Source organism: Sphingomonas sanxanigenens DSM 19645 = NX02 (assembly GCF_000512205.2).
Taxonomy (GTDB): domain Bacteria; phylum Pseudomonadota; class Alphaproteobacteria; order Sphingomonadales; family Sphingomonadaceae; genus Sphingomonas_D; species Sphingomonas_D sanxanigenens.
The window spans coordinates 6,024,660-6,047,500 of the sequence record NZ_CP006644.1 but is presented as its reverse complement, the minus strand read 5'-3'; the positions used below and the strand labels follow the sequence as shown (position 1 = coordinate 6,047,500).

Sequence of the window (22,841 nt, the reverse complement as noted above, 5' to 3'; positions counted from 1 at the left end):
CTCCTTTTTTGCGACCGCAACAGCATGCCAACCAGGCGCCCCGCTGCGGTGAAGGGGCATATATGGAGACCCCTCCATACCGTCAACGCCTTTTTGCATTTTTGTTGCACCAACACCGAAAACGCCCCGGAATTGCTGGCTTTCAGCCCCCTCGCCGATTCACATCCGCGATCGCGTGGTCGATCTGCGATTCGCCGGAATCGGCAGGCGCATCGTATCCGATCGCGGCGGCGGCCCCATCCGCGGCCCGTGTTTTCAGGGATCCCGGCCGGTGCGTCGATGCAGCGCCCCCGACTCGATTCGCCTCCACCCGAATCGTCGGCATCCGTGCGTCCCTCCGGACGAAGGCGGGCGGCCGCGCACGAGCGATCCGCATCCGCAGCACCGGGTCTATCCTTACCTGCTGCGCAATCGAACGGCCCAACACATGTTGTGCGCCGACATGAGCGACATCCCGATGCGGCGTGGCTTCCTCCTTCGGGTGGCGATCAGGGACCGGGCGACCCGGAAGCGCCTCGCCTGGCGATCGTCGAACAGCATGGACGCCGGCTTCTGCGTCGCGGCGCTGGCGGACGCGCTCAACCGGTTCGGCGACTCATTCGTCCAGCTTCGATCGGCGCTCGAAATGATCGGCATTCGGAACTCGGCTCCCCGGCAGTTTCTGCGCGGGAACGGATACCCCAGTCTCACTGATGTAACCGGCCGGGCGCCCGGGGCGAACGTAAAGCCATGATCATGTTTCCGTCCTTTCCGGCGCCGCTTTCCCCAAAGCCGTGCCTGGATCGCTCGCAGCGACGACGATGACACCGACATGGGTTCAAGCGAGGATTTTTCCGTGATTTGCCATCTGCTTATGCGTCTAAAGAAGTGGTCATTCAGCGTAGCGGCAGTTGCTGCCATATCCGCCCACTTCACACCGACGGCGTGGGCCGCTCCAAAACCGTCTTCCCATTCGACCACGACCTATCACAAGGTGCAGATCGACGGCGTCGGGGTTTTCTATCGTGAAGCCGGACCGAAAGAAGCGCCGACGATCGTCTTGCTGCATGGTTTTCCGACATCGTCTCGCCAGTACGAAGCGCTGATCCCGCTGCTGGCCACGCGATACCACATCATCGCGCCGGATTACCCGGGCTTCGGACAAAGCGACGCACCCGACCCGTCCGCCTTCCCCTATACGTTCGATCATCTCGCGAAGCTGATGGATGAGCTGCTGGTCCGCCTCAAGATCGAGCGTTACAGCCTGTACATTCACGATTACGGCGCTCCGGTAGGTTTCCGGATGATGCTAGCACATCCAGAGCGTTTGGAAGCGCTCATAGCGCAGAACGGCAACGCTTATCGGGAAGGCTTGGGCAAGAAATGGCCCGGCATTGCCGAATTTTGGGCTGATCCGAACGGGCATCCGGAGGTTCTTGACGCCTTCCTGTCTTTCGACACCACGATGCAGCGTCATATAGCGGGCACCAGCCATCCAGAGCGCTACAATCCCGAGGCTTGGATCAACGAGTTCGCGCACCTTGCCAAACCCGGCCAACGCGCGATCCAGTCAGCGTTGCTCTACGATTATCGCACCAATGTCGCGGCCTACCCGCAGTGGCAGGCCTGGCTTCGCGACCATCAGCCGCCGACCCTGGTCGCATGGGGTGCCAACGACCCGTCCTTCATCGCCGCGGGCGGCGCTGCGTTCAGGCGGGACTTGCCTGACGCGGAAATTCACCTGCTCGACGCGGGCCACTTTGCGCTCGATGAGAAGACCGACGAGATCGCCCGCCTGATCCTCGATTTCATGGCCAGGCGCTTGAAATGAGTTTCGACGGAACGAAGCTCATTCCCTTTTTCCGGCGCGCTCGCGAGACAGTATGGGTCACGGCGGGAACTGCTCTCCTCCCATAGCCGCCGACCCGGCATTTGCCCGGAAGCGGCCATTTGCCTGCTGCCAAGTGAGCGGCGGCATTTCGGAGCCGCTGCCCAGGAGATCGGCATGCCCGCCTTTTCCGTCCACGGCGTTCCCGAGACGCACCGCCTGTGGGATCGCGTCATCGAGAGGAGAGTCCGACGGACTGTAACCATTCGACGGGTTCTGGCGAACAGCGTCATAAAGGGAGAACGACATGTATTTACCCAAGCCGCCGGGCGATGCCGTGGTCGTCGCCGGTCTCCGCTGGACGATGGTTCTGATCTTCGCGCTGTTCGGCATCTCGAAGTTCGCGGCCTACGAGGCTGCGGGCGTGGCCATGATCGCCGGCAAACATCCGTTGTTCAGCTGGATGTACGCACTTTGGGGAGAACAAGGCGCAAGCAACCTGATCGGAACGGTTGAACTGCTCACCGGGGCCATGATCGCGCTCGGCGCATTCTCCACGCGCGCCAGCGTCCTCGGTGGCGCGATGGGCGTCGCCACATTCTGCATCACGCTCACCTTCTCCTTCGGCGCGCCGGCTTTCTGGCAGGCGGGCTATGGTGCGCCGTTCCTTGGCCAGACCGGACAATTCCTGATGAAGGATGCCGTGCTGCTGGCCGCGTGCTTCGCGATTGCCGTCAACGGCCTGCGCCGCATGCAGCCGGGCAAGTAACGTCCTGCCGGTCTCGTCGAGGCGTCGTTGAATAGGGATGATAGTGGGATGCAACCGCGGCCGCTCAAGGCATGACGTTCCTGTCCGCCCCCGTCATGCATACGCTGGACGCGCTTTCCACGGTGTTCGTGTTCGCGATCGGTCTCGTCTTCCTGGCGCTGGTCGTCGTCTTCGCGCTGGACCGGCGACAGCGGCACGATGCCATCCTCCGCAATTACCCGGTTATCGGCCATCTGCGGTATATCCTGTCGGGTCTCGGCGAATTCCTTCGGCAATATTTCTTCGCGATGGATCGCGACGAACTGCCGTTCAATCGCGCGGACCGGACATGGGTGGAGGCGGCGTCGAGGAGTGCCGACCAGACCGTGGCGTTCGGATCGACCAAATATATCCGCGAAACGGGCACACCGATCTTCGTCAACTGCCCGTACCCGACGCTGGAAGATCATATCGAGGCGCCGCCGCCGTTCCTCATCGGCCCGGATTCGCCAAACCCCTATCTGGCGAACTCGCTGTTCAATATTTCAGGGATGAGCTTCGGCGCGTTGTCAGCACCGGCGGTGCGTGCCCTGTCCAAGGGCGCTCACGCCGCGGGATGCTGGCTGAATACCGGCGAAGGGGGGCTTTCCGACCATCATCTCGAAGGCGGCGCGGACATCGTGTTCCAGATCGGCACCGCCAAATACGGCGTTCGCCATGCGGACGGCACGCTGAACGAGGAGCGGCTCCGCGAGCTGGCCGCGATGCCGCAGGTCAAGATGTTCGAAGTGAAGCTGTCGCAGGGCGCCAAGCCGGGCAAGGGCGGCATCCTGCCCGCGATCAAGGTGACGCCGGAGATCGCCCAAATCCGCGGCATCCCGGCCGGCGAGGATTCGAACAGCTCCAACCGCCATCCCGAGATCAACAGCAACGCGGAACTGCTGGACTTCATCGCCCGGATCAAGGCGCTGTCGGGCAAGCCGGTCGGGATCAAGGCGGTGGTCGGCGCGTACGGCTGGATCGACGACCTGATGGCGATGATCATCGCGCGGGGCGACGGGCCCGATTTTTTCACGCTCGATTCGGGCGACGGCGGCACCGGCGCGGCACCGATGGCGCTGATCGACAATGTCGGCCTGCCGATCCGCGAATCCCTGCCGCTGTTGCGCGACATCCTCGACAAGCACGGGCTGGGCGAGCGCATCCCGATCATCGCCTCGGGGAAGCTCACAACCCCGGCCGACGTCGCCTGGGCGCTTTGCGCCGGCGCGACCTTCGTCAATTCCGCGCGCGGGTTCATGTTCGCATTGGGCTGCATCCAGTCGCTCAAGTGCAACCGCAACACCTGCCCTACTGGCATCACCACGCATGACAAGCGGCTGCAACAGGGTCTCGATCCGACCGAGAAGTCGGTGCGGGTAGCGAATTACTGCGCCAACCTGAAGCAGGATGTGGAGACGATCGCGCACAGCTGCGGCGTGCCGCATTCCCGCCGACTGCGCCGCCTGCACGTCCGCATCGTCGGCCCGGACGGCACCTCCCGGCCGATGGACGAACTGTATCCGGCGGGTTCGGACGTCACGCGGCCGATCATGGCGGGGCCAGCGGCAGGAACGCGAGTAAGCCGCCCACGGCGATGACTCCGACGAACGGTGGCGCATCGGCCACCGCCTCTGGGATCGCGGTTTCCACCGGCATCGCGAGTAGCGCCGACGGCGAATGACCCCGGGATCACCGGCGCCTCTGCGCCCGCCGCACCGCGCAGCGGGTGGACGTGGTCAGCAAAACCGACATGCGTATCCGCCGAAACCGCAGCGGGTTGCTGCGGACCCCCACCGCCGCCTCCGGCGTAGAGGCGGCGGTGCCGGGGACTCGCGGTTTTGGACCGAAATGGTGCCCCGCAGTGGACAAAGATTGGCACTCAGATCATTGGAAAATTTCGGTATCGCCAACCTGTATTCGTTCGGTCTTGGCCACTTCATATGCTCAAGGTTCCAGCATGATCGTTGATGAGGCATTCCCAGGATCAACCTGGTCAAACACGTCGGCCCGATGACGCGACGAGGCTAGCGGAACGCGCACAACTGCGCCAAACCCGGCCGCACGTCGCATGTGTTGCAGGCGAAGGGGAGGTTACCGATGACGGGAGCGGAGCTGCTCGAAGCGTTTGCCAAGCAGGCACGATCGCGACGCGACATTGATAGCCTGCCCGACGCGGAATTGGCACGCGAACTCGGCATCTCGGTGGCGATGCTGCACGCCTACCGCAAGAAGGAATTGACCCCCACCCAAGCGGCGACGCTGATCGAGAAACATGGTCGCGCAGCCGAGCGCCGCCTCACCGCCAGCGCGATCATCCCGATCGTCGAGTTCTTCGAACTCGACGCGACCTGGACCGTGCAGGGCAAGACCTGCAATATTTTCTCGCCCAGAAATGAAGAGACCGGCAAGGAGAACCGCTATCTGGCGGCGCTGCGCAAACGGCTGACCCAAGCGCATGGCATTTATATCTTCCACGACAGTCGCGGTCGCGCGATCTATGCCGGCAAGGCGGTCGAACAGAATCTGTGGAAGGAGATGAACAACGCCTTCAACCGGGATCGCGGCGAAGTGCAGAACATTAAGCGCGCCTATCACCCGGTTACACGCGGTACATTTGGCGGAGGGCTGGTGAAGATCAAGAAGCAGTCGGTCGCTCTCCACCACATCGCCAGCTATGCCAGTGCCTATGAGGTGCCTGATGGGTTGATCGGCAAATTTGAAGCTCTGATCGTGCGCTCGTTCGCCAACGACCTGCTCAACGTCCGCATGGAAACGATCTGACCGCTTGCATAGTGGATGTGCTGAAACGAGGAATGAGAATGTCTGATTCTGCGGCCGACAAGGATTACGCGATGGTCGCCGCGGCAGCGGATCGGCTGATTGCCGAGATCGCTGCGCGGGGGAGCGAAGTTGTCGCGCAGATTGCAGCGCAAGCCAATCAGGCGATCAATGACAAAACGGTGTTCGTCGATACCGTTACCAAGGAACGCGCGACGTGGCGGTCCGAATTGCGAGGGGCTGCCGCCTCGCTGATCGCGCTACTGCGCGCGTCGGGCGTAGGCAGCAAACTGGATTTGCGGGAAATCCATCAGCTCCGAGCCGAGATCATCTTGCGGCTCAATCCGGCAGGACGCAGCGTGGATCAGGCAATCCGGGACAAACACCCTCACGACCGCGACCTCCATATGATCCTCGACGAACTATGGACCGACAGCGGGACGCCGCGGGAGGCGCACACCGAGTTGGCGGCACGCCTTGAGCGTTCGGTGCAGGAACTGCTCAAGCAGGAATGGTCGGTCTCGAAGCGCGAGGCGATAACGGGTGAGATCGCAGGCGGCGACACCGCGCAGCCCGCAGCGGCATCCGAGGCATGAGCGAGCCCGACTTCTTCTCGGGTCGGCTCGGTCTCAGGCCTTTGGCGATCGTCCATAACGATGCGCCGATCGGGTTCCGGCACGCCGTTGTCGGCGCGTTAAAGACCGAGATCATCTCCTCCGAAAAGATCATCGGTGTCGTCCAGCGTGGAACGGCCTTACCCCGCCCGCCTGGCCATGTCACCAACACGGTCTTGATGGCAATGATCGAACAGTGCGAGTGGTGGCGGGTCTTTGACGTCGCAGAGGCGGGATACACCGCCATTCATGCAGAGCAATACTTTGGGCCGAACAAGGCCCTGACCTATGAGCGGGCGATCAACGAAGCCTGCCGCGCCAACAGCCTCGGTTGGAAGTTGGAGTCGGGCATCTTCGCGGTCATCTCCTCCACCGCGCAGCACGACGACGCGGCTAGAATCATCAGAGATCTCGACTCCGCCCAATTAAGGACATCAGCGAGTGAATTGCGCGAGGCGCATCGCGATTTGTCCCGGCGCCCGCTGCCTGACATCTCGGGCGGGATGCAGCATGCTGGTGCGGCGATCGAATGTCTCGCGCGTGAAATCAGTGGCGATACAAAGCTCACATTGGGAGACATCATCAAGAAGCACGATGATCTGTTTCCTGGCGCCTACCGCAAAATGGCCGATGGGATGTGGGGCATCGTCTCAAATCAAGGCCGGCACATCAAGGAGGAGGGAGAACCCACTCTCGAAGAGGCATTGTTCGTCGTCGGATCGATCACGAACCTTGCGGCATATCTGTTGGCGCGGAGGCCACCGGCCCGTTAGCAGGGCATTTGCACCGGTTCGGACGCGTAATCCGCTCGCCGCGTGAGTCACTGCCGCCACCCCACACGAACGAATGACGGCTTCCCAGAGAGATTGCCGTGTTAGCAAACGACCGTGCTGGGGCGCCAAGCTGTCGGTCGATCGGCTCCGGTTTTCACACAGTCCTCTATGGGGTGGCAGAAACCCGCGCTTTCTACGGGTCCCCGAGAGTGGTGCCGCTTACAGGACTCGCACTGATCCCCATAATGGCTTAGTTTTACGCTATTTTTTTGGCGACATGAACGCCACATACCCCCAGAAATACCCCCGGATCAGCATGGCTGCAGGCGAATAGACGCGGACGCCAGCGAACTTCGAGCGACGATCGAGCTGTTCGCCTTGGATGCCCCAGGCGTATTGTTCACCACCGTTCCGCCAGAAGCTCGGCCTGCTGTATCACCGTCTGCACCGCGATATCCTGAAGGTCAGGGGGAAAGCCGTATTTGCGCAGGATGCGCTTCACCAGCACGCGCATGCGGGCGCGGGCGCTTTCGCGGTGGGACCAGTCGACCGTCGCACTGGCGCGCAAGGTGTTCACCAGTTCGGCCGCGATCACCTTCAGGCTATCGTTGCCCATGATGTCCACGGCGCTCTCGTTGTCGGCGAGCGCGTCGTAGAAGGCGATCTCGTCGGGTGTCAGGCCTTCGGCTTCACCGCGGGCCTGCTCGGCGCGGATCTGCTTGGCGAGGTCGATCAGCGTCTGCAGCACCTCTACCGTGCTGACGGCGTTCGTGTGATAGCGGGCGATCGCGTCGGTCAGGCGCTCGGAATAGCGGCGGCTTTCCACCGCATTGGTGCGGCTGCGCGAGCGGATCTGATCGCCGAGCAGCTTCTTCAGCGCCTCCAGCGCCAGGTTCGGGCGCTCCATCGCCTTCACCTCGGCGAGGAAATCGTCGGACAGGATCGAGATGTCGGGCGTCGTCAGGCCGGCAGCACGCAGGATGTCGACGATCTCGGTCGACACCACGGACTTGTCGATGAGCTGCTGGACGGCGAAGTCGCGGTCGCTGGCCGAGACCCCACCGCCCCCGGTCTTGGCGAGCGCGGCGCGGATCGTCTGGTAGAAGGCGATGTCGTCACGCATCTCGCGGGCCTCGTCGCTGGCGGCGGCCAATGCGAAGGCCTTGGTCAGCGCGAGCACTGCATCCTGAAAGCGACGATGCGCCGCCTTACGGGCCTCGTCGGTCGCCTCCTTCGCGGCTGCCTCATGCTGGCGGGCGAGGATGAACTCGATCGCCTCGGCCAGACACTTCAGGCGCGCGACCGGGGTGCCGGATATACCGGGCGTGCAGTCGAAGCCGTGGAACATCGCCCGCACCACGTCGAACTTCTCGAGCAGCACCGCGACCGCCTGCGCCTCGTCAATGCCCGTTTCGGCGGCGTCGGAGGCGGAATACTGTCCTAGCGCCTTCTTTAGGTTCTGGGCGATGCCGATGTAATCGACCACCAGACCGGCAGGCTTGTCTCGGAACACGCGGTTCACCCGCGCGATCGCCTGCATTAGGCCGTGGCCGCGCATCGGCTTGTCGATGTACATGGTGTGCATCGACGGCGCGTCGAAACCGGTCAGCCACATGTCGCGGACAATCACGAGCCGTAGCGGATCAGCCGAGTCCTTCGCCCGCTTGCCCAGCAGATCGCGGCGTGCCTTGTTGCCGATATGCGGCTGCCATGCGGGCACGTCTGCGGCCGAGCCGGTCATCACGACCTTGATCGCGCCCTTCTTGTCGTCCTCGCTGTGCCATTCAGGCCGCAGCGCGACGATCTCGTCATAGAGGGCTACGCAGATGCGACGGCTCATGCAGACGACCATCGCCTTGCCGTCCATCGCCGCCAGCCTGTCCTCCAGGTGCGCGACCAGATCGGCGGCGACCATTTCCAGCCGCTTCTTCGAGCCGACCAGCTTCTCCACCGCGGACCAGCGCTGCTTCAGCCGCTCTTGTTCGCTGGTCGCCTCGTCCTCGGTCAAGCCGTCGATTTCGGCGTCGATGACGGGCAGTTCCTCAGGCGGCAGCTCGATGCGGGCCAGCCGGCTCTCGTAGTAGATCGGCACCGTCGCGCCGTCCTCGACCGCGCGGCTGATATCGTAGACGTCGACATAGTCGCCGAACACGGCGGGCGTGTTGACATCGTCCTTCTCGATCGGCGTACCGGTGAAGCCGATGAACGAGGCGTTGGGCAGCGCATCGCGCAGATATTTGGCGAAGCCATAGGCCAGCTCGCCGGTCTTGCGATCGATCCGTGCGCGGAAGCCATACTGCGAGCGGTGCGCCTCGTCCGCAATGACGATGACGTTGCGGCGGTCGCTGATCGCGGGATAGTTACTTGTCCCCGGCGGCGGCGCGAATTTCTGCATCGTGGTGAAGATCACCCCACCGGATGCCCGGTCCAGCCGGTCGGTCAGGTCCTCACGGCTGTCGACTTGGATCGGCGTCTGGCGGATCAGGTCGGCGCACATCGAGAAGGTGGCGAACAGCTGATCGTCCAGGTCATTGCGATCGGTGATGACGACGATCGTCGGGTTTTCCAACGCCGGTTCGCGCACCAGCAGCCCGGCGTAGAAGGCCATCAGGAAGCTCTTGCCGGATCCCTGCGTGTGCCAGATCACGCCGATGCGGCGGTCGCCATCGGGATGCGCGGCGGCGTCGGGCAGGCCATAGCGCAACGGGCTTTCCCGCATCGCCCGCGCCGTCGTCACGCCCGGCACGGCGCGCAGCGTTGCGGCGACGGCGCGCTGGGCGGCGTGAAACTGGTGATAGCCGGCGATGATCTTCACGATGCCGCGCCCGGAATCACCAAACACGGTGAAGTCGCGGATCAGCATCAGCAGGCGCTGCCGATCCAGCACGCCGGCGATCATCACCTCCAGTTCGGGCAGGCCCTTGGGCGCGATGTCATCACCATCAACGGTGCGCCACGGCATGAAGCGTTCCTGGTCGGCGGTCAGCGATCCGATCCGCGCGGTCATCCCGTCGGAAGCGATCAGAAGCGCGTTGGTGCGGAACAGCGACCCGATCTCGCTTTTGTAGGTCTGGAGCTGGTTGTAGGCGCCGGTGACGGTGGCGTTCTCGTCCCCGGGATTCTTAAGCTCGATCACCGCGATCGGCAAGCCGTTGAGGAACAGCACGATATCCGGCCGCCGGGTATGACCGCGTTCGATGACGGTGAACTGGTTGATCGCCAGCCAGTCGTTCATGTCGAGCCCACCGCCGGGTGTGCCGAAGTCGATCAGCCGGACGCGGTCGCCCCGGATCGTTCCGTCCGGTGCGTGGTATTCGACCGGCACGCCCTCGACGATCAGCCGGTGGAGGCGACGGTTCTCTTGGACTTGGGACGGCATCTCGATCGCCATCACCTTGCGGATCGCATCGGCGCGCGCATCGGCGGGGATCTGCGGGTTGAGGCGGTCAATCGCAGCGGCGAGGCGGACGGGCAGAATGACGTCGCGGTTGGTGGCGCGCTCAGGCGCCTTGCCGTCGGGCGAGGCGTCGATGCCAAAGGCCACCCGCCAGCCTAGTTCGGCGAGCCAAGCGAGCGTGGCTTCCTCGACGGTGGACTCTGTGAGTTTAGTCATCATTCACATCGGCTATGTCGCCGTTCTCGGATCTAGCGTCTGCTTCGCGACTCGCGATCAGCGCCGTAACGTAAGCGTCTCGGTCAAACTCGAAGAGCAGACGCGATGCCTCAACGGTCAGCGTGATCACGTCGTCGTTCGGCAGCGAGATGACGATGTCTACCGCGGCGTCGAACTCGGACTCCAGCGCAGCGACGCCTACATTACGATCGATGAGGGCATTCATCCGAGCGAAGCGTTCATAGGGCTCTCGCGTTCTGACGAGCTCCGGTTCATGTTCCAAATATGCCTCATGTAAGAACATGATGATTGCATCCGCGGCAAGGAGGGCGGCGCGGCGCTGATGCACACTGAGCTTCAGCAGAAACCCGTCCCTGCCATGACTTACGGCTCCAGCATTATTGCGGAGATCGCCGAGAGACGTCGCGAGCTTATGATATTGGGAGATCAGCTTTCGGAATGACGAATCCCTGACCTGGTCAAGCTGTAGGACGCGCACCGTGGAGCTGAGCCAAGCGCCGAAGTCGGGGTTCTGCTCAGATGGGGTGAGCGGCGATGTCGGGTCGTCGAGGTTCGCTAGTATGACACGGCATGCGCATTCGACGATCGCCTTTGCGGCGTCGATGCAGGCGTCGTTATCGGATGCGAACTCCTGCTCTAAAGTATCGAATGTCTGCTGAAGCATCGCCGCGTCTTTCCAGTAGGAACAGAACGCTTTTATTCCAGGATACCACGTCTCGCTCACAGTAACGTGCTAGCCTGCGATTCGGCTTCGGCGACACGGATCTTGCCGGACATCAGTTTGGGGAGGAGCGCGTCCCGCGTTCCGGCGAGGCTGCGGGACGCGAGCCGGTTTGCCAGCATCTGCTCCATTATAGGTGATGCGAAGCGTTCGAAGGCCTGGAAGATTGCCGGCGTTCCCGTCAATGCATTTACAGTTCGAAGTGCCGGCGGCGAAATGCGCTGATGGCTTTTCGATGTGCCCGTGACCATACCTTCCATGATCTGCCGGAACGTCGCATCGCGGAACATCGCAAATAGCAGGCTTCGTCCAGCCGGTGCCTTCGGTACGAAGGCAAGGAACTCGGTTGAGGCGACCTGTTTCGCGTCCTTCGCCGACGTCGGCATCCATACGCGTGAAATCTCAGGATTGAGTTTCGAGAGCAGAACCGCGCCAGCCGGGAGCAATGTCTTATTGCTCTTGATCGTGTCGCCTCGATCTAGCGATGGCGATGCGCCGTTGTCGAAGGCCGGCAGGCTATAATGCTCGAACACTTCATCGCCGTTTTTCGCTGGATCGATCGAACCCGTGTGCTGATCGGCCAGATCGCCAAGCGTGTAGACGCTCCACCCTTCCGGAGCGCCGTCAACGCCAAGCCGGTCGGGGAAGAGGGACCAGAGGTCGGGGGCGAGGTAGGCGGGGCGGCCCTCGGCCTTGGCACGGGTGGGGCCGAAATCGACGAACCAGTCCCGGAACAACTCCCGCGCGCTCGCCTCCAGCGTCTCGTTCATCAGCCGATTGAGTTCGATCTTGTCGTCGAGAGCGCCGAGCAAGCCGACGATCTGTCTTTGTTCGGCAAGTTCCGGCAGCCGAATGGGTATCCTAGCCAGATTACCTTGCGTCAGCTTCGGCATCGTGGAGCCGGAGAGATAGCTTCCCACATCAGCGATAGAGAGAGCGTAGCAAAGGAAGCGGGTATCGGAGAGGTGATTGCCCGTTAGGATGTGCGCGTGATTGTTAACCCAGAACCTGCCGCTGGCGAGAAACGCGATCGGCAGCTTCCTCGTTCTCAGATTTTCGCCATCCTCAGCAACGAGAAGGTGCAGGCCTTCAAATAGATACGAATCAACGTGATCGACGACGCCGGACGCACCATAATAGGGGTAGGGTCCACTTTTCCGATCGGCTTCCCTCACAGGAACCCGCCGAGCATCGTGGTTCTGCGAGACCTCGCCAAGCGACATTGTGCGCCAAGCGGCCATCACGCCGCCCCGTCCACAAACAACTCCACCAGCCGCTGGTTCATATAGTAATTGTTCCGTCCGATCCGCTGCTTGTCCAGAAACCCCGCCGTCACCAGCGTGTCGAGATATTTCGTCGCGGTGGGCCGGGATACGCCCAGTTCCTTCTCGACATAGTCAATCCGCGTGTAGGGGTGGCGGAACAGGTTGTTGAGCAGGTCCTGCGAATAGACCTTGGGGTGGTCTGCCCGGATGCGCTGCTTGTATTCGGCCATCAGCACTCGCATGTCCTCGATCAGCGCCAGCGTGTCCTTCGCGGTCTGCGCGACGCCCCGGATCATGTACAGCAGCCACGCCTCCCATGCGTCGGCCGACCCGCGCGTATCGCGCACCGCCTGCAACAAGCGGTAGTAGTCGCCCTTGCTCCCGGTGATCCACCGGCTGAGATACAGCACCGGCACGTCGAGCAGACCGCTGTGCGTCAGGTAAAGCATGTTGATAATCCGCCCGACGCGGCCGTTGCCGTCGCTGAACGGGTGGATGCTTTCGAACTGGTGGTGGATGATCGCCATCTTCACCAGCGGGTCGAGGTCGCTGGCCTCGTCCTCGTTGATGAACCGCTCCAGCGCGGCCATGTGCGCGCGCACCGCGTCGCCCTCCTGCGGTGGGACATAGACCATCTCGCCGGTCTGGTCGTTCTTCAGCGCGGTGCCGGGGGTAGTGCGGAACGTCTCGTCGGTGTGCTTGAGCATCTGGAACATGGCAACGATCATGTTGTTGGTCAGCAGCCCGCCCAGCCGCCGCTGTTCCAGGTAACCCTGACGCAGCGCCTCGGCATAGCGCGCGACCTCCTTCGCATCGGCGGACGACGGATTTTCGGGAAAGACGCTGGCCCGGAACAGTTCGTCCTGCGTGGTGACGATGTTCTCGATCTCCGAGCTGGCCTTGGCCTCCTGCAACGCCAGTGTGTCGATCAGGATGCCCTGGTTGGGGATCGATGCGGCGCGACCCTTCAACTCCGCCAGATGCCGGTGCGCATGCGCCAGCGCCCGCAGCACCGCCGAGGTTTCCTGCACGCCCGGGGGCGGCAGGTCGGGGATGTCATAGCTGGCCTTGAGCATGAACGGCCTCGTGAAAGAAACGTGCGATTTCTTCGCACGTCACGGATAACGTGTAAAGGAAAGGCGACTTTCTTTACACGTCCGCCGAACGTGTCAAATCCGTTGCTGCATCGTCCGGCACGATCACGCCGGCGAGCCGCTGACGGATGACGTCGGTCAGCCGCGCGCTCTCGGCGAACTGCTCCTCCAGCGTCGCCTGCAAAGCGGCGAACCGTTCGGCGAAAGGAACGGCGTCCTCCTCGACGTCCACTGCGCCGACATAGCGCCCGGGGGTCAGGACATAGCCGTGGCCGGCGATGACGTCGTGCCGCGCGGCGCAGGCGAAGCCGGGGACGTCGGCGTAACCTTCCCCCTCGCGCCACGCGTGATAGGTGCCGGCGATCTTCGCGATATCGGCGTCGCTGAACTCGCGGCGGGTGCGATCGACCATGTGGCCGAGCTTGCGCGCATCGATGAACAGGATCTCCTTGCGGCGATCGCGCAGCTTCTTGTCGCGGGCGACGCCGTTAGACTTGTCCTTGGCCAGGAACCACACGCACACGGGGATCTGGGTCGAATAAAAGAGTTGGCCCGGCATGGCGATCATGCAGTCGATTACGTCGCCGTCCACCATCGCGCGGCGGATGTCGCCCTCACCATTCTGGGTCGATGACATCGACCCGTTAGCGAGGACCACGCCTGCGGTGCCGGTCGGCGCCAGATGATGCAGGATATGCTGAAGCCAGGCGAAGTTGGCGTTGCCGGCAGGCGGCGTGCCGAACTGCCAGCGCGCATCCTTCCTGATCCGGTCGCCACCCCAGTCGGAGATGTTGAACGGCGGGTTCGCCAGCACATAATCGGCGCGCAGGTCCGGCAGTTCGTCCTTGTGGAAGCTGCCCTCACTGTTCCAGCGGATGTCGGCATCGATGCCGCGCACCGCCAGATTCATCATCGCCAGCCGCCACGTCGTGTGGTTCGATTCCTGGCCATAAATGGCGATATCGCCGATCCGCCCGCCATGGCTTTCGACGAATTTCTCGGACTGCACGAACATGCCCCCCGAGCCGCAGCACGGATCGTACACGCGGCCCTTGTAGGGTTCGAGCATCTCCACCATCGTGCGCACGACCGAGCGCGGCGTGTAAAACTCCCCGCCACGCTTGCCTTCGCTGCCGGCAAACTGGCCCAGGAAATACTCGTAGACGCGGCCCAGCAGGTCGCGTGATGCATTGCCCGCGTCCTTGAAGCCGATGCCGGATATGAGGTCGATGAGTTCGCCGAGCATCACGGCGTTCAGGCCTGGGCGAGCATAATCCTTGGGCAGCACGCCCTTCAGGCCCGGATTGACCTTCTCGATCTCCAGCATGGCATCGTCGATGACCTTGCCGATGCCGGGCTGCTTGGCGCTTGCCTGCAAATGCGACCAGCGCGCGCCCTTGGGCACCCAGAAGATGTTGTCGGCGCGGTATTCGTCCTCGTCCTCGGCCCCTTCCGGATACTCGGCGAGCAGCTGCGCATGCTTCGCCTCGAACCCCTCGGAGATGTGCTTAAGGAAGATCAGACCGAGGGCGACATGCTTGTAGTCCGACGGCTCCATGTTGCCGCGAAGCTTGTCCGCCGCCGCGAACAATTGCGCTTCAAAGCCAAGGTCTCCACCCGTCGCAACCTTCGGTTTCCGCGCCATCATGCCTCCAAGCTCTAAATCGTGGGCGTGATAGCGAGAGATTGGAAAGGCGGCCACCGGGGATGCTACTCGCGCTTCCGGACAGTAAGCAACTTACCCTACCCTCTCCAAGGAGGGCTTCCACAAACGCCAGCACCTACCGCGGCCCACCATGCGATGCCAATTGCTCGCCCTGAGACGAGCGCCGCGTGCATCCCTTGGGGCTTTCGCTGCTCGGGCCGCCGTCGCGCTCGAAGCCTCCTCTCAAGCGGCTCCACCGGGTACGTCTGCGCATCAGCATCGTGCCATACGCGCGCGCGTATGGACTGCAATAACTACCCTGTGTCCGAGCGATACGCTCCGATGTAAGCGCGTAACGGCCCGTAGACCTAGCGCTGCGCCTCTGAAGCCGACCACCTTTTCGTTGATCGCAGCAACCTGCGCCTCTCCGCGCGCCATCGACGTCATCACCGTGACGCAAGCGACGAATTGAGATTCGGCTTGCTTCTGCGGCCCAACGGGTCAAACCAGAAATGCCCGCGTGAAATCCGCGGGCGGGGCGTGGAAACCCCAAAAGGTAGTCAACTCGGTCGACCATATCGGCCGGGTGGCATGTGCGTATGTCCAGCCGGTTCGCCGGTAAAGGCACATGCGCCTGTGGGCTACCCAGGTTTCCAACATCCGGCTTTGCCGTCGCCCCGAGAGGACATAGGTGCGACGGAGGCTGGAAAATGAGATCACGGATTGCGATCCTGACGGCGGCCGCGTTGCTCGCCATCGGCATAAGCACATTCTCTGCACCGGCGATGGCGGATTGCCGTTGGGTGTGGGACTGCAGTTCTGGCCAGTGCAGGCAGGTTCCGATCTGTGAAAACACCTACGACATCCCACCGCCGCGGCCAGCGGAGATCGCCCCCATACCCGTGCCCTCGGTCCGGCCAATTCCCGTTCCGATAATCCCGCCAGTCGGTACGAAGCAATGCTTGCCGCGACACGTCTGCAGCGGCGCGCAGTGCGAATGGCGCACTGTATGCAAGTGATGGTGTCTTCGCCATCAACTGTAGCCTGAACAACTCGTCACAAAGGGATAGAGAAATCATGCGGACGATCATGGTGCGTGCGATAGCCGGACTGGTCTTGGGGGCAGCCGGAACTGCATTGGCAGAGGAGAATCCGTCGCAACGCGCCTCATATTGTAGCGGCTTCGCATGGTCTTACGCAAAGGCATTCCCCTCGATCGACCACTCAACATGCCCCAATGATGTTTGCAGAAGGATAAGTGCAGACTTTGAAACCACCAAGCGTAAATGGGAAGTAATTGGTCGAGCTTGGTCTGGAATATTATTGACTAACGAAGACCATGAGTCTCCTCGATATCTTGATTCATGGAAATTTGGGGCAAATGACGGAGGACAATTGGCTAAACATATGCTTTCTTCAGAATGTCGAGACAATGAATGTCACGCAAAGAAAATGCGTGAGAGCCCTTACTTGATAAATCTTTTCAAAATGTCGAACATTTGCGCGAAACCGATAGAGCAATAATGTAGGTCGCACGAATCGAAAGCTGCTTGGTAACAGCAAATGATTGCGTAATCCGTGGCAAACTGGGAAACTGCCTGGCGACCAATGTGATTGGCCATGGCGGTCGCGCCGTGGATCGGCCGGTAATCAAGGTCGATCGGCTGCCTCAATCGTCGTAGATATCTTGCGCATGGTTAGTCGCAGCGTCAGGCGAGGGTCGCAGGGCCGAACTGGTGCCCGATGCTATCTCCATGATCAGCGAGGCGAGAGGATCCTCAGCGGTGTGCTGATGACCCATCCTGTCGCACCACTCGGCCGGCTTGCGGTTCTTGAGCCAGAAGATGCAGGCCTTGATGTCGGGGGGCACATGCTCGACATAAACATGCTCGATCGCCGCGCCCCGGTTCTGAACGATCTTAACCGCGTCGTAGCTGTAGCCGATCGCCCTGCGATAAAGTGCCATCTCGACGCGCGCATCGGCAGCTTCCTTACCGACCCTGAGAGCAGCACTCAGTCGAGGATGCGCGATTTTCCAGTAGTTGAGCGTCCGCTCGCTTACACTGAGCATCTCGGCGATCTCTCGATCGGTCGCGCCGAATTTGGCAAAGGCGGCCGCGATCCTGATGAACTCCTCCTGCCATTTAGAGGGTCTGGCCATCACGCGCACGCCCGCGCGCGTGGACTGCAAAAACCACCGTTCGATGACGCATCTATCGATCCGATGACCTCTTGGTCGGTCAGAGCGCTTCGAGCGGAATCAGGATGGTGGGCGATCGGCGCGCGCCCGGACTCCTGATGCCAGCAAAGCATATCGCCATTGAGCGTTATGTCCCGCGCCGGTCGACGGAGGCTACTCGCTTCGCCATTCATTTCCGGCTCTCCGAAAGTCTCCAGATCGGTACACATGCGGTCGCCCCGCCGCGCGGAAACATACCCAACCCGCCGGACCGGAGCCGATATTGGGCGCGACTATCGACCAGCCGCTCGACCGGCCGACCGTGGAGACGCCACACCAGGCCATGCGGCGCATCTTCGGCTGCCGTCAGGTCATCGACGACCAGCGGGTCGACGCCGAACAGGTCCAGCTCGCTCCAGCCGATCGCCGCCGCCGCACGCGCCCAATCGTTAAACACCACCACCGCGTCATCGTAGATCTCGGTCCAGCGCGAATAAGTCACCCCGCCGCGCGGCTTGTCTCGATCGAGCCTCGCCAGCCCGTCCCGCCATTCGAGCAGCAGGGACCGGACATCATCCGATGAATTTCCGGAATCATGCCTACTCGGCTCACTGACAAAACCGACAGAACCGGGTTTCGTCAGTTTTGTCAGTTCCTCGACATAGGGAGTTTGCGAAATGCGTGCCTTCAGGCGATCCATATAGCTCACCGGTCGAGCCCCTTCGGATTGGCGATGTAGGTCGTCGTCGGCCGTCCGCCGGACGATGTCGTTGGCACCTCGATCGCGCGGAGCCATCGGGTTTCCTCGAGCAGATCCAAAACGTCGCCGACCTCAAGCTTGTCGGTCAAACCAGACCAGCCTTTTCGCTGGACGTCGCGAGCGGTGAAGCGCTGGTCGAGATCGCCGCGCCGCAGCCGGCGAACAATTTCGCGGGCGCCGGATGCACTGCGATCGAGCGCCGCCGAGTAGACACGATGCGCATGCGATTCCAGAAACTCGCCCCACGCGAGTGCTGACAAAACTGACAATTCCCCCACCGGTCCAGTCAGGCCGGATGCGAGGTGGTGGATCAGCGCCAGCGCGGGAATGAGTTTACGATATTTGGCGAGATGGCTCTCGACCGCCGGGTGCAGATCGCCCCCGCGCACGCGCTTCTCGTGATCGCGGCGCCACTCCCGAAAAAGATCCCGCCCGTCGCGATCGAAACGCAGATAGGGCCGCGAATCGTCGAACGGATCATGCATCGCGCCCACGCCATCGACCGTCATCTTGTCCAGGCGATCGAACACCGCGAAGGCGGCATTGCGATGTACGGCGTCAGGCTCGCGATCGACCTCTTTCCAGTTCGGCGCGATGTCCGGCCACACGATCATCGAGAAGCGTTGCATCATGCCGTCGTCACCGCCGCCGCCGCGGATCGCGGACGAGGCATAGTCGCGAAGCCGGCCGGGCTGGGTCGAACCGACCATGCTCGCCGTGACGCTCGGCACCCGCAGGTTCTTCCCCCGGATGATCCGGTCGAAGGTGTATTCCTCCGTACCGTTCCAGGCCGTCAGGTAGAAGCTGCGCGCCTCGACGTTTTCCTCACGGTCCAGGTTGCGCAGCAGCGACAGCAGCTCGTCACGATAGACAAGGAGGCCGTTCGGATTTTCGATCAGCAGTTCGCCCAGCACCTGATACGAGGTGTCGTTGACGCTGTAGCGGCGCAGCTTCGGTGCTTCCTCGTCGCCGCCGGCCAGATCGCTGAGGTCGGCATTCGTGTTGGCCCTTAGCCGCCTCTTCATCTCCCCCTTTTGCGCTTCCGCCCGCATCTCGCGCTCAAGCTCGCCCGCATCGTATTCGACCTTGCGAATATCGAATGCCCGCCGGGCATCGGACTCGAGCCGCTTCAGCGGGCGAAGCGCCTGCTGGACCGCGGGCGACTTCATCACGCCTGGCCGACCGACGATGCAACCCCAGAGGTTCGGCACCTCATACCAGTCCGTATGTTCCTGCGGGCGGATACCGACCTTGCGACCGATCACCGATCCGGCGGCGACGATCGCCGGGATGGCGACGAACTCAATCGGAGCCTGCATGCGCTCGGCGATGTCCTCGACCCACGGCGCGAGCGGCGCCGGCAACATGGCAATGTCGAACGCCTTCACCGCCGGCAAACCGGACGGGAGGGGCTTGGGATTGGGCCAGCGTTCCGACGACGCGGCACCAATAGATGCGCGGATGGCGTCGTCGTCGCCGACATCGGCGAAGTCCAGCGCGGTGGCAGCTGCGCGTGCCATGGTCAATTGCTCTCCCTTGGAGGTACGGCGACGCGCCCGCTCACAGCCATCGCGGCTTCATGGGCGGCGTCGAGGCCGAGGTTTCGTTTGATGTGCGGATGGTCGACCAGGTGCGCGTCGTCGTCGGCGGCGATAATGACGTCGACGTCGGGATAAGCGGCCTGCACCGACAGAGCCGTTGCTTTCAGGTTGGCGCCCGAGAAAGCCACCGCAACCGCCACTCCAGTTGCCCGCCGGACTGCCGCACAGGTCGCATAGCCCTCGCCAACGACCACGGCCTCGTTCGGTTCACCGACAAGCAGGAATAAGCCTTGCTGACGGCCACCCTTGGCGAAGCGCTTGACGCCCTCCGCATCGATCGTCTGCAGGTTCCAGAGCCTGCCGCCCGCGTCCCGCATCGGCACCAGCAGGCGGTTGCCTTCCTGCCGCAAGGCCTCGCCCAAGATGCGCTTGCAAACGAGGTATCTGTGAGCGGGATCGGCGGGCCGCGCCCGCTGCCAGCGCTCCGCACACCTCTCCGCCGTCGCTGTCTGCGTCGCCAGCTTCTCAGCTTCCCGTTCGGCGCGCTGGCGCCGCAGGTCCGCCTTCAACTTGCGGCGCTCATCGGCCGACATCGGGGTGAATCCTTCGGCGCGCCACCTTTGCGACACGTTCATCCGGTAATTACCGAAGGCGCCGGCCGGCCGGCCATCGAGATGCAGGACAGCCCAGCCGTTCCGCTTGCCGATGCCGTCGCCGTCGCAGCGGAACCGGATCAATTCCGGGCCGAGCAGCGGCAAGATCGGCTCGACGGGCTTGATGCCCACCGCTGCCATCGCATCAATGAAGGCGACCGCGATGTCGCTGTGGCGGACGAAGATCGCGGCGTCGTTAGCCATGCCCCCCTCCGCCGAGTGCGACGGCCATCATCATCGCCGCCCACTCGGGGCGGACGAGATGCGCGGCGATCATGCATTGCGCGCGGATGGTGGAGCCGGTGACGCCATCGCGGAGGCGGCTGCCACACCTTTCCCGCGACGCCCCGGCCAACGGCGAGTATTCGCCTTCCTGGGTCATGGCTCAGGACTCGCCGTCCAGGAGCCGTTTCAGGCTTTCGGCGGGGATGAGCGTGCGGCGGCCCAGCTTGCGTGCATCCAGCCGTTTGGCAGCGATGAGCTGATAGAGACGGGTCCGTCCCAGGGACGACACGCGGCAGGCCTCTTTGATGCTGTAGGCGAGAGGCGCGCCCTGTTCGTTCTGTGCCATGAAAGCCACCTACGGTTGTTGGTGGTCATCCACGTATGCAGAAAGCTAAGCGCGATCTTCCGGATTTTATGGGCGTTCGTCGCTTTTCAACGTGAGCGGCAGAGCGCCAAGGAGGGAGACAGGATGGAAACCAAAGCGCGCCGGGTCTTCGCGATGCCATGCCCTCGCCTCTTCAAGCACATCGGCGAGATCGGAGACACGCTTGACGCCAAACGCCAGTTCAAGCACCGCGCAGAAGAAGCGAGTGAAATTGGTCTGCTTATGGCCGTCTCGGGGCCATCCGTTGATCGTGATCTTCGTGCCCGTTGCCGCCTCGAATATCACCGCCAATTCGCGCGCGCGGCAGATGGTCCAATCCCTCAACAACCCTCTCATTTGCCATCCGGTCGCCCGCAACACGCTATTTTCCAGACCGTCGGGATCGAATCCGTTGCCATCCATCCCCGTGCGCGCAACGTCCGCGAGGCCTTCAACCGTCACGCCCGGCTTTAGAGCGAGATTGAGAGCCGCGAGCGCCAGCACCCAGCGCACGCGATCCGGATCGTCCTCGTATCCAGCAGGATCGGTAGATGGCACGTTGCTCTGAGTCCGCAGCGGCTTGCCGGTCACGCAGGCGCGCCTAGCCATTGTCGGCCCACCGCGCCGACTGGCGAAGCGGCACGATGTCTGCGCCCTTACGCAGCGTGTCGAGGTGGTCCGACCACCACTCGGCCATGGCCACGCGCTCCTCCCAATGCTGACCCCGCGCATACGCTCCCCGCACCGCATCGCTATGGCCATGCGCCAGTGCCCGCTCGATCGCGTCCGGCGTCCACTTGCCGCTCTCGTTCAGCAACGTCGAAGCGGTGGCGCGAAAGCCATGCGCGGTCATCTCGCCCTTGGCGTAGCCAAGCCGCCGCAGAGCGGCATTCAGCGTGTTGTCGCTCATGGGCCTCTGGCGTGTGCGCAGCGATGGGAACAGAAAGCCGCGATAGCCTTGCTCGCCGCCCGTGATCCCCTGCAGTTCGTGGAGAATGACAAGCGACTGGCGTGACAGCGGCACGGCGTGAGGCTTGCGCATCTTGGTCCGTTCCGCCGGGACGGTCCAAATTGCGGCATCCAGATCCAGTTCGTGCCAACAGGCCATGCGCAGTTCGCCGGGGCGCAGGAAGACGTGCGGAGCCAGTTGCAGCGCCAGCCGCGTGATCGCGTCCCCCTCATAGCCATCCATCGCCCGCAGCAGCCCGCCCAGCTTCACCGGGTCCAGGATCGCGGCATGGTGCGTGACGCGTGGCGCGGTAAGCGCGCCCCTCAAGTCGCGGCTGGGATCGCTTGTTAGCCTTGCAGTGGCGACGGCGTAGCGAAACACGCGGCTGGCGAATTGCAGACAGCGTCTGGCAGATTCCAGAGTACCTTTGCGTTCCAGCTTCCTCAGCGCTGCCAGAATATCGCCGGGCTGGATGGCGGCCACCGGCATGTGGCCGATCGCGGGGTTGAGCAGTTGAGCGAACCACTCCGCCTTGACGACGGTCGCCTCCGAATAGGGCCTATCACCGTCCGCCTTGCGCTTGGCAATATATTCGGCCGCGATAGCCGCGAACGTATCGCCAGCACCGGCCACCGCCTTAGCCTTGGCGCGTCGCTTCTCCAGTGCCGGGTCGCCTCCACTCGCCAAGCTCTCCAGCGCCTTGTCAGCCGCCTTGCGAGCCGCCGCCAGGGGTGTCGACGGATAGGTCCCGAGTGAAAGCAGCTTTTCCTTGCCTGCCACGCGGTATTTAAGCCGCCACAGCTTTCCTCCGGCCGGCGTGACGACGAGGTGCAGCCCGCGCCCGTCGAATAACTTTGCAGGCTTCACGCCCGGCTTCGCGTTGCGAATCACTACGTCGGAAAGGGCCATCGCCTCATACCCCTGCATAATCATGCAACCCGGGGCTATCTGCCGTGTGGGGGTATGTTCATGGCACCCCTACGCCCTACCCCCAAAGCCACCCCCAAAATTGGGGGTATGTCCGCGACCTTCAGCGAACGATCGTGGAC

20 protein-coding genes and 1 pseudogene are annotated in these 22,841 nt (G+C 62.8%); 7 read left to right on the top strand and 14 right to left on the bottom strand.

The genetic code is table 11. From position 1 onward, the window contains the following. Positions 1–352: 352 nt before the first annotated feature. Both NX02_RS33780 and NX02_RS27730 read left to right on the top strand, forming a co-directional pair. Positions 353–592 (top strand): annotated as a pseudogene (locus tag NX02_RS33780) (IS3 family transposase); the annotation flags it as partial. Between the two features lie 219 nt (positions 593–811). Then, complete coding sequence (locus NX02_RS27730; RefSeq protein WP_025295429.1) at positions 812–1,810, top strand: alpha/beta fold hydrolase; 999 nt, start codon at positions 812–814, stop codon at positions 1,808–1,810. A gap of 57 nt (positions 1,811–1,867) precedes the next feature. Here the strand turns inward: NX02_RS27730 and NX02_RS32865 are convergent, their stop codons facing one another. Then, positions 1,868–2,116, bottom strand: coding sequence for a hypothetical protein (locus NX02_RS32865; RefSeq protein ID WP_158014200.1), 249 nt, complete (start codon positions 2,114–2,116; stop codon positions 1,868–1,870). 28 nt (positions 2,117–2,144) lie between these two features. On the opposite strand from NX02_RS32865, the gene NX02_RS27725 reads away from it, so the two are divergent. The 5 genes from NX02_RS27725 (at position 2,145) to NX02_RS31050 (ending at position 6,762) form a co-directional block, all read left to right on the top strand. Further along, positions 2,145–2,576 (top strand): DUF417 family protein, encoded by a 432-nt coding sequence (locus tag NX02_RS27725; protein ID WP_245648718.1) that lies wholly within the window; start codon positions 2,145–2,147, stop codon positions 2,574–2,576. Between the two features lie 71 nt (positions 2,577–2,647). Beyond that, on the top strand, positions 2,648–4,195 hold the full coding sequence (locus tag NX02_RS27720; RefSeq protein WP_025295427.1) for an FMN-binding glutamate synthase family protein: 1,548 nt from the start codon (positions 2,648–2,650) through the stop codon (positions 4,193–4,195). A 472-nt stretch (positions 4,196–4,667) separates the two neighbouring features. After that, positions 4,668–5,378, top strand: coding sequence for a GIY-YIG nuclease family protein (locus tag NX02_RS27715; protein ID WP_158014199.1), 711 nt, complete (start codon positions 4,668–4,670; stop codon positions 5,376–5,378). Between the two features lie 38 nt (positions 5,379–5,416). Next, entirely contained in the window at positions 5,417–5,971 is a 555-nt protein-coding gene (locus NX02_RS27710; protein WP_025295425.1) for a hypothetical protein, read from the top strand. Then, positions 5,968–6,762, top strand: a complete 795-nt coding sequence (locus NX02_RS31050; protein WP_025295424.1) for a hypothetical protein — start codon at positions 5,968–5,970, stop codon at positions 6,760–6,762. Before NX02_RS27710 ends, NX02_RS31050 begins: the two co-directional genes overlap by 4 nt. 400 nt (positions 6,763–7,162) lie before the next feature. Here NX02_RS31050 and NX02_RS27700 read toward each other — a convergent pair whose 3' ends face one another. From NX02_RS27700 to NX02_RS27640, 13 genes are all read right to left on the bottom strand, one after another. Continuing rightward, positions 7,163–10,378 (bottom strand): type I restriction endonuclease subunit R, encoded by a 3,216-nt coding sequence (locus NX02_RS27700; protein WP_245648717.1) that lies wholly within the window; start codon positions 10,376–10,378, stop codon positions 7,163–7,165. Continuing rightward, on the bottom strand, positions 10,368–11,120 hold the full coding sequence (locus tag NX02_RS27695) for an abortive infection family protein (protein ID WP_025295422.1): 753 nt from the start codon (positions 11,118–11,120) through the stop codon (positions 10,368–10,370). Before NX02_RS27695 ends, NX02_RS27700 begins: the two co-directional genes overlap by 11 nt. Beyond that, positions 11,117–12,358, bottom strand: a complete 1,242-nt coding sequence (locus NX02_RS27690) for a restriction endonuclease subunit S (RefSeq protein WP_025295421.1) — start codon at positions 12,356–12,358, stop codon at positions 11,117–11,119. The genes NX02_RS27695 and NX02_RS27690 overlap by 4 nt, the downstream gene beginning before the upstream one ends. Beyond that, positions 12,358–13,458, bottom strand: a complete 1,101-nt coding sequence (locus NX02_RS27685; RefSeq protein ID WP_025295420.1) for a Fic family protein — start codon at positions 13,456–13,458, stop codon at positions 12,358–12,360. Before NX02_RS27685 ends, NX02_RS27690 begins: the two co-directional genes overlap by 1 nt. A gap of 73 nt (positions 13,459–13,531) precedes the next feature. Continuing rightward, the gene (locus NX02_RS27680; RefSeq protein ID WP_211258261.1) at positions 13,532–15,124 is read right to left on the bottom strand and encodes a class I SAM-dependent DNA methyltransferase; all 1,593 of its coding nucleotides are present in this window, start codon (positions 15,122–15,124) and stop codon (positions 13,532–13,534) included. Positions 15,125–16,790: 1,666 nt separating this feature from the next. After that, on the bottom strand, positions 16,791–17,312 hold the full coding sequence (locus NX02_RS27670; protein WP_053000727.1) for a helix-turn-helix domain-containing protein: 522 nt from the start codon (positions 17,310–17,312) through the stop codon (positions 16,791–16,793). A 178-nt stretch (positions 17,313–17,490) separates the two neighbouring features. Next, entirely contained in the window at positions 17,491–18,009 is a 519-nt protein-coding gene (locus NX02_RS27665; RefSeq protein ID WP_025295416.1) for a hypothetical protein, read from the bottom strand. Next, positions 18,006–19,580, bottom strand: a complete 1,575-nt coding sequence (locus NX02_RS27660; protein WP_025295415.1) for a YfjI family protein — start codon at positions 19,578–19,580, stop codon at positions 18,006–18,008. The genes NX02_RS27665 and NX02_RS27660 overlap by 4 nt, the downstream gene beginning before the upstream one ends. A 2-nt stretch (positions 19,581–19,582) precedes the next feature. After that, positions 19,583–20,458, bottom strand: coding sequence for a toprim domain-containing protein (locus NX02_RS27655; RefSeq protein WP_084718134.1), 876 nt, complete (start codon positions 20,456–20,458; stop codon positions 19,583–19,585). Then, on the bottom strand, positions 20,451–20,636 hold the full coding sequence (locus NX02_RS32860) for a hypothetical protein (protein WP_025295413.1): 186 nt from the start codon (positions 20,634–20,636) through the stop codon (positions 20,451–20,453). The genes NX02_RS27655 and NX02_RS32860 overlap by 8 nt, the downstream gene beginning before the upstream one ends. A 3-nt stretch (positions 20,637–20,639) precedes the next feature. Continuing rightward, positions 20,640–20,825 (bottom strand): helix-turn-helix domain-containing protein, encoded by a 186-nt coding sequence (locus NX02_RS27650; RefSeq protein ID WP_025295412.1) that lies wholly within the window; start codon positions 20,823–20,825, stop codon positions 20,640–20,642. Between the two features lie 66 nt (positions 20,826–20,891). Further along, positions 20,892–21,434 carry a hypothetical protein gene (locus NX02_RS27645; protein ID WP_158014194.1) on the bottom strand — a complete coding sequence of 181 codons (543 nt, stop codon included), beginning with the start codon at positions 21,432–21,434 and terminating at the stop codon, positions 20,892–20,894. A gap of 10 nt (positions 21,435–21,444) precedes the next feature. After that, entirely contained in the window at positions 21,445–22,701 is a 1,257-nt protein-coding gene (locus NX02_RS27640) for a tyrosine-type recombinase/integrase (RefSeq protein WP_025295410.1), read from the bottom strand. Positions 22,702–22,841: the final 140 nt, after the last annotated feature.

Excerpts from the sequence above, each read along its gene's own strand:
- NX02_RS27730 (WP_025295429.1), top strand. The coding sequence starts at position 812 with ATGGGTTCAAGCGAGGATTTTTCCGTGATTTGCCATCTGCTTATGCGT.
- NX02_RS32865 (WP_158014200.1), bottom strand. The coding sequence starts at position 2,116 with ATGTCGTTCTCCCTTTATGACGCTGTTCGCCAGAACCCGTCGAATGGT.
- NX02_RS27720 (WP_025295427.1), top strand. The coding sequence starts at position 2,648 with ATGACGTTCCTGTCCGCCCCCGTCATGCATACGCTGGACGCGCTTTCC.
- NX02_RS27710 (WP_025295425.1), top strand. The coding sequence starts at position 5,417 with ATGTCTGATTCTGCGGCCGACAAGGATTACGCGATGGTCGCCGCGGCA.
- NX02_RS31050 (WP_025295424.1), top strand. The coding sequence starts at position 5,968 with ATGAGCGAGCCCGACTTCTTCTCGGGTCGGCTCGGTCTCAGGCCTTTG.
- NX02_RS27700 (WP_245648717.1), bottom strand. The coding sequence starts at position 10,378 with ATGATGACTAAACTCACAGAGTCCACCGTCGAGGAAGCCACGCTCGCT.
- NX02_RS27690 (WP_025295421.1), bottom strand. The coding sequence starts at position 12,358 with ATGGCCGCTTGGCGCACAATGTCGCTTGGCGAGGTCTCGCAGAACCAC.
- NX02_RS27685 (WP_025295420.1), bottom strand. The coding sequence starts at position 13,458 with ATGCTCAAGGCCAGCTATGACATCCCCGACCTGCCGCCCCCGGGCGTG.
- NX02_RS27680 (WP_211258261.1), bottom strand. The coding sequence starts at position 15,124 with ATGATGGCGCGGAAACCGAAGGTTGCGACGGGTGGAGACCTTGGCTTT.
- NX02_RS27660 (WP_025295415.1), bottom strand. The coding sequence starts at position 19,580 with ATGGCACGCGCAGCTGCCACCGCGCTGGACTTCGCCGATGTCGGCGAC.
- NX02_RS27655 (WP_084718134.1), bottom strand. The coding sequence starts at position 20,458 with ATGGCTAACGACGCCGCGATCTTCGTCCGCCACAGCGACATCGCGGTC.
- NX02_RS32860 (WP_025295413.1), bottom strand. The coding sequence starts at position 20,636 with ATGACCCAGGAAGGCGAATACTCGCCGTTGGCCGGGGCGTCGCGGGAA.
- NX02_RS27650 (WP_025295412.1), bottom strand. The coding sequence starts at position 20,825 with ATGGCACAGAACGAACAGGGCGCGCCTCTCGCCTACAGCATCAAAGAG.
- NX02_RS27640 (WP_025295410.1), bottom strand. The coding sequence starts at position 22,701 with ATGGCCCTTTCCGACGTAGTGATTCGCAACGCGAAGCCGGGCGTGAAG.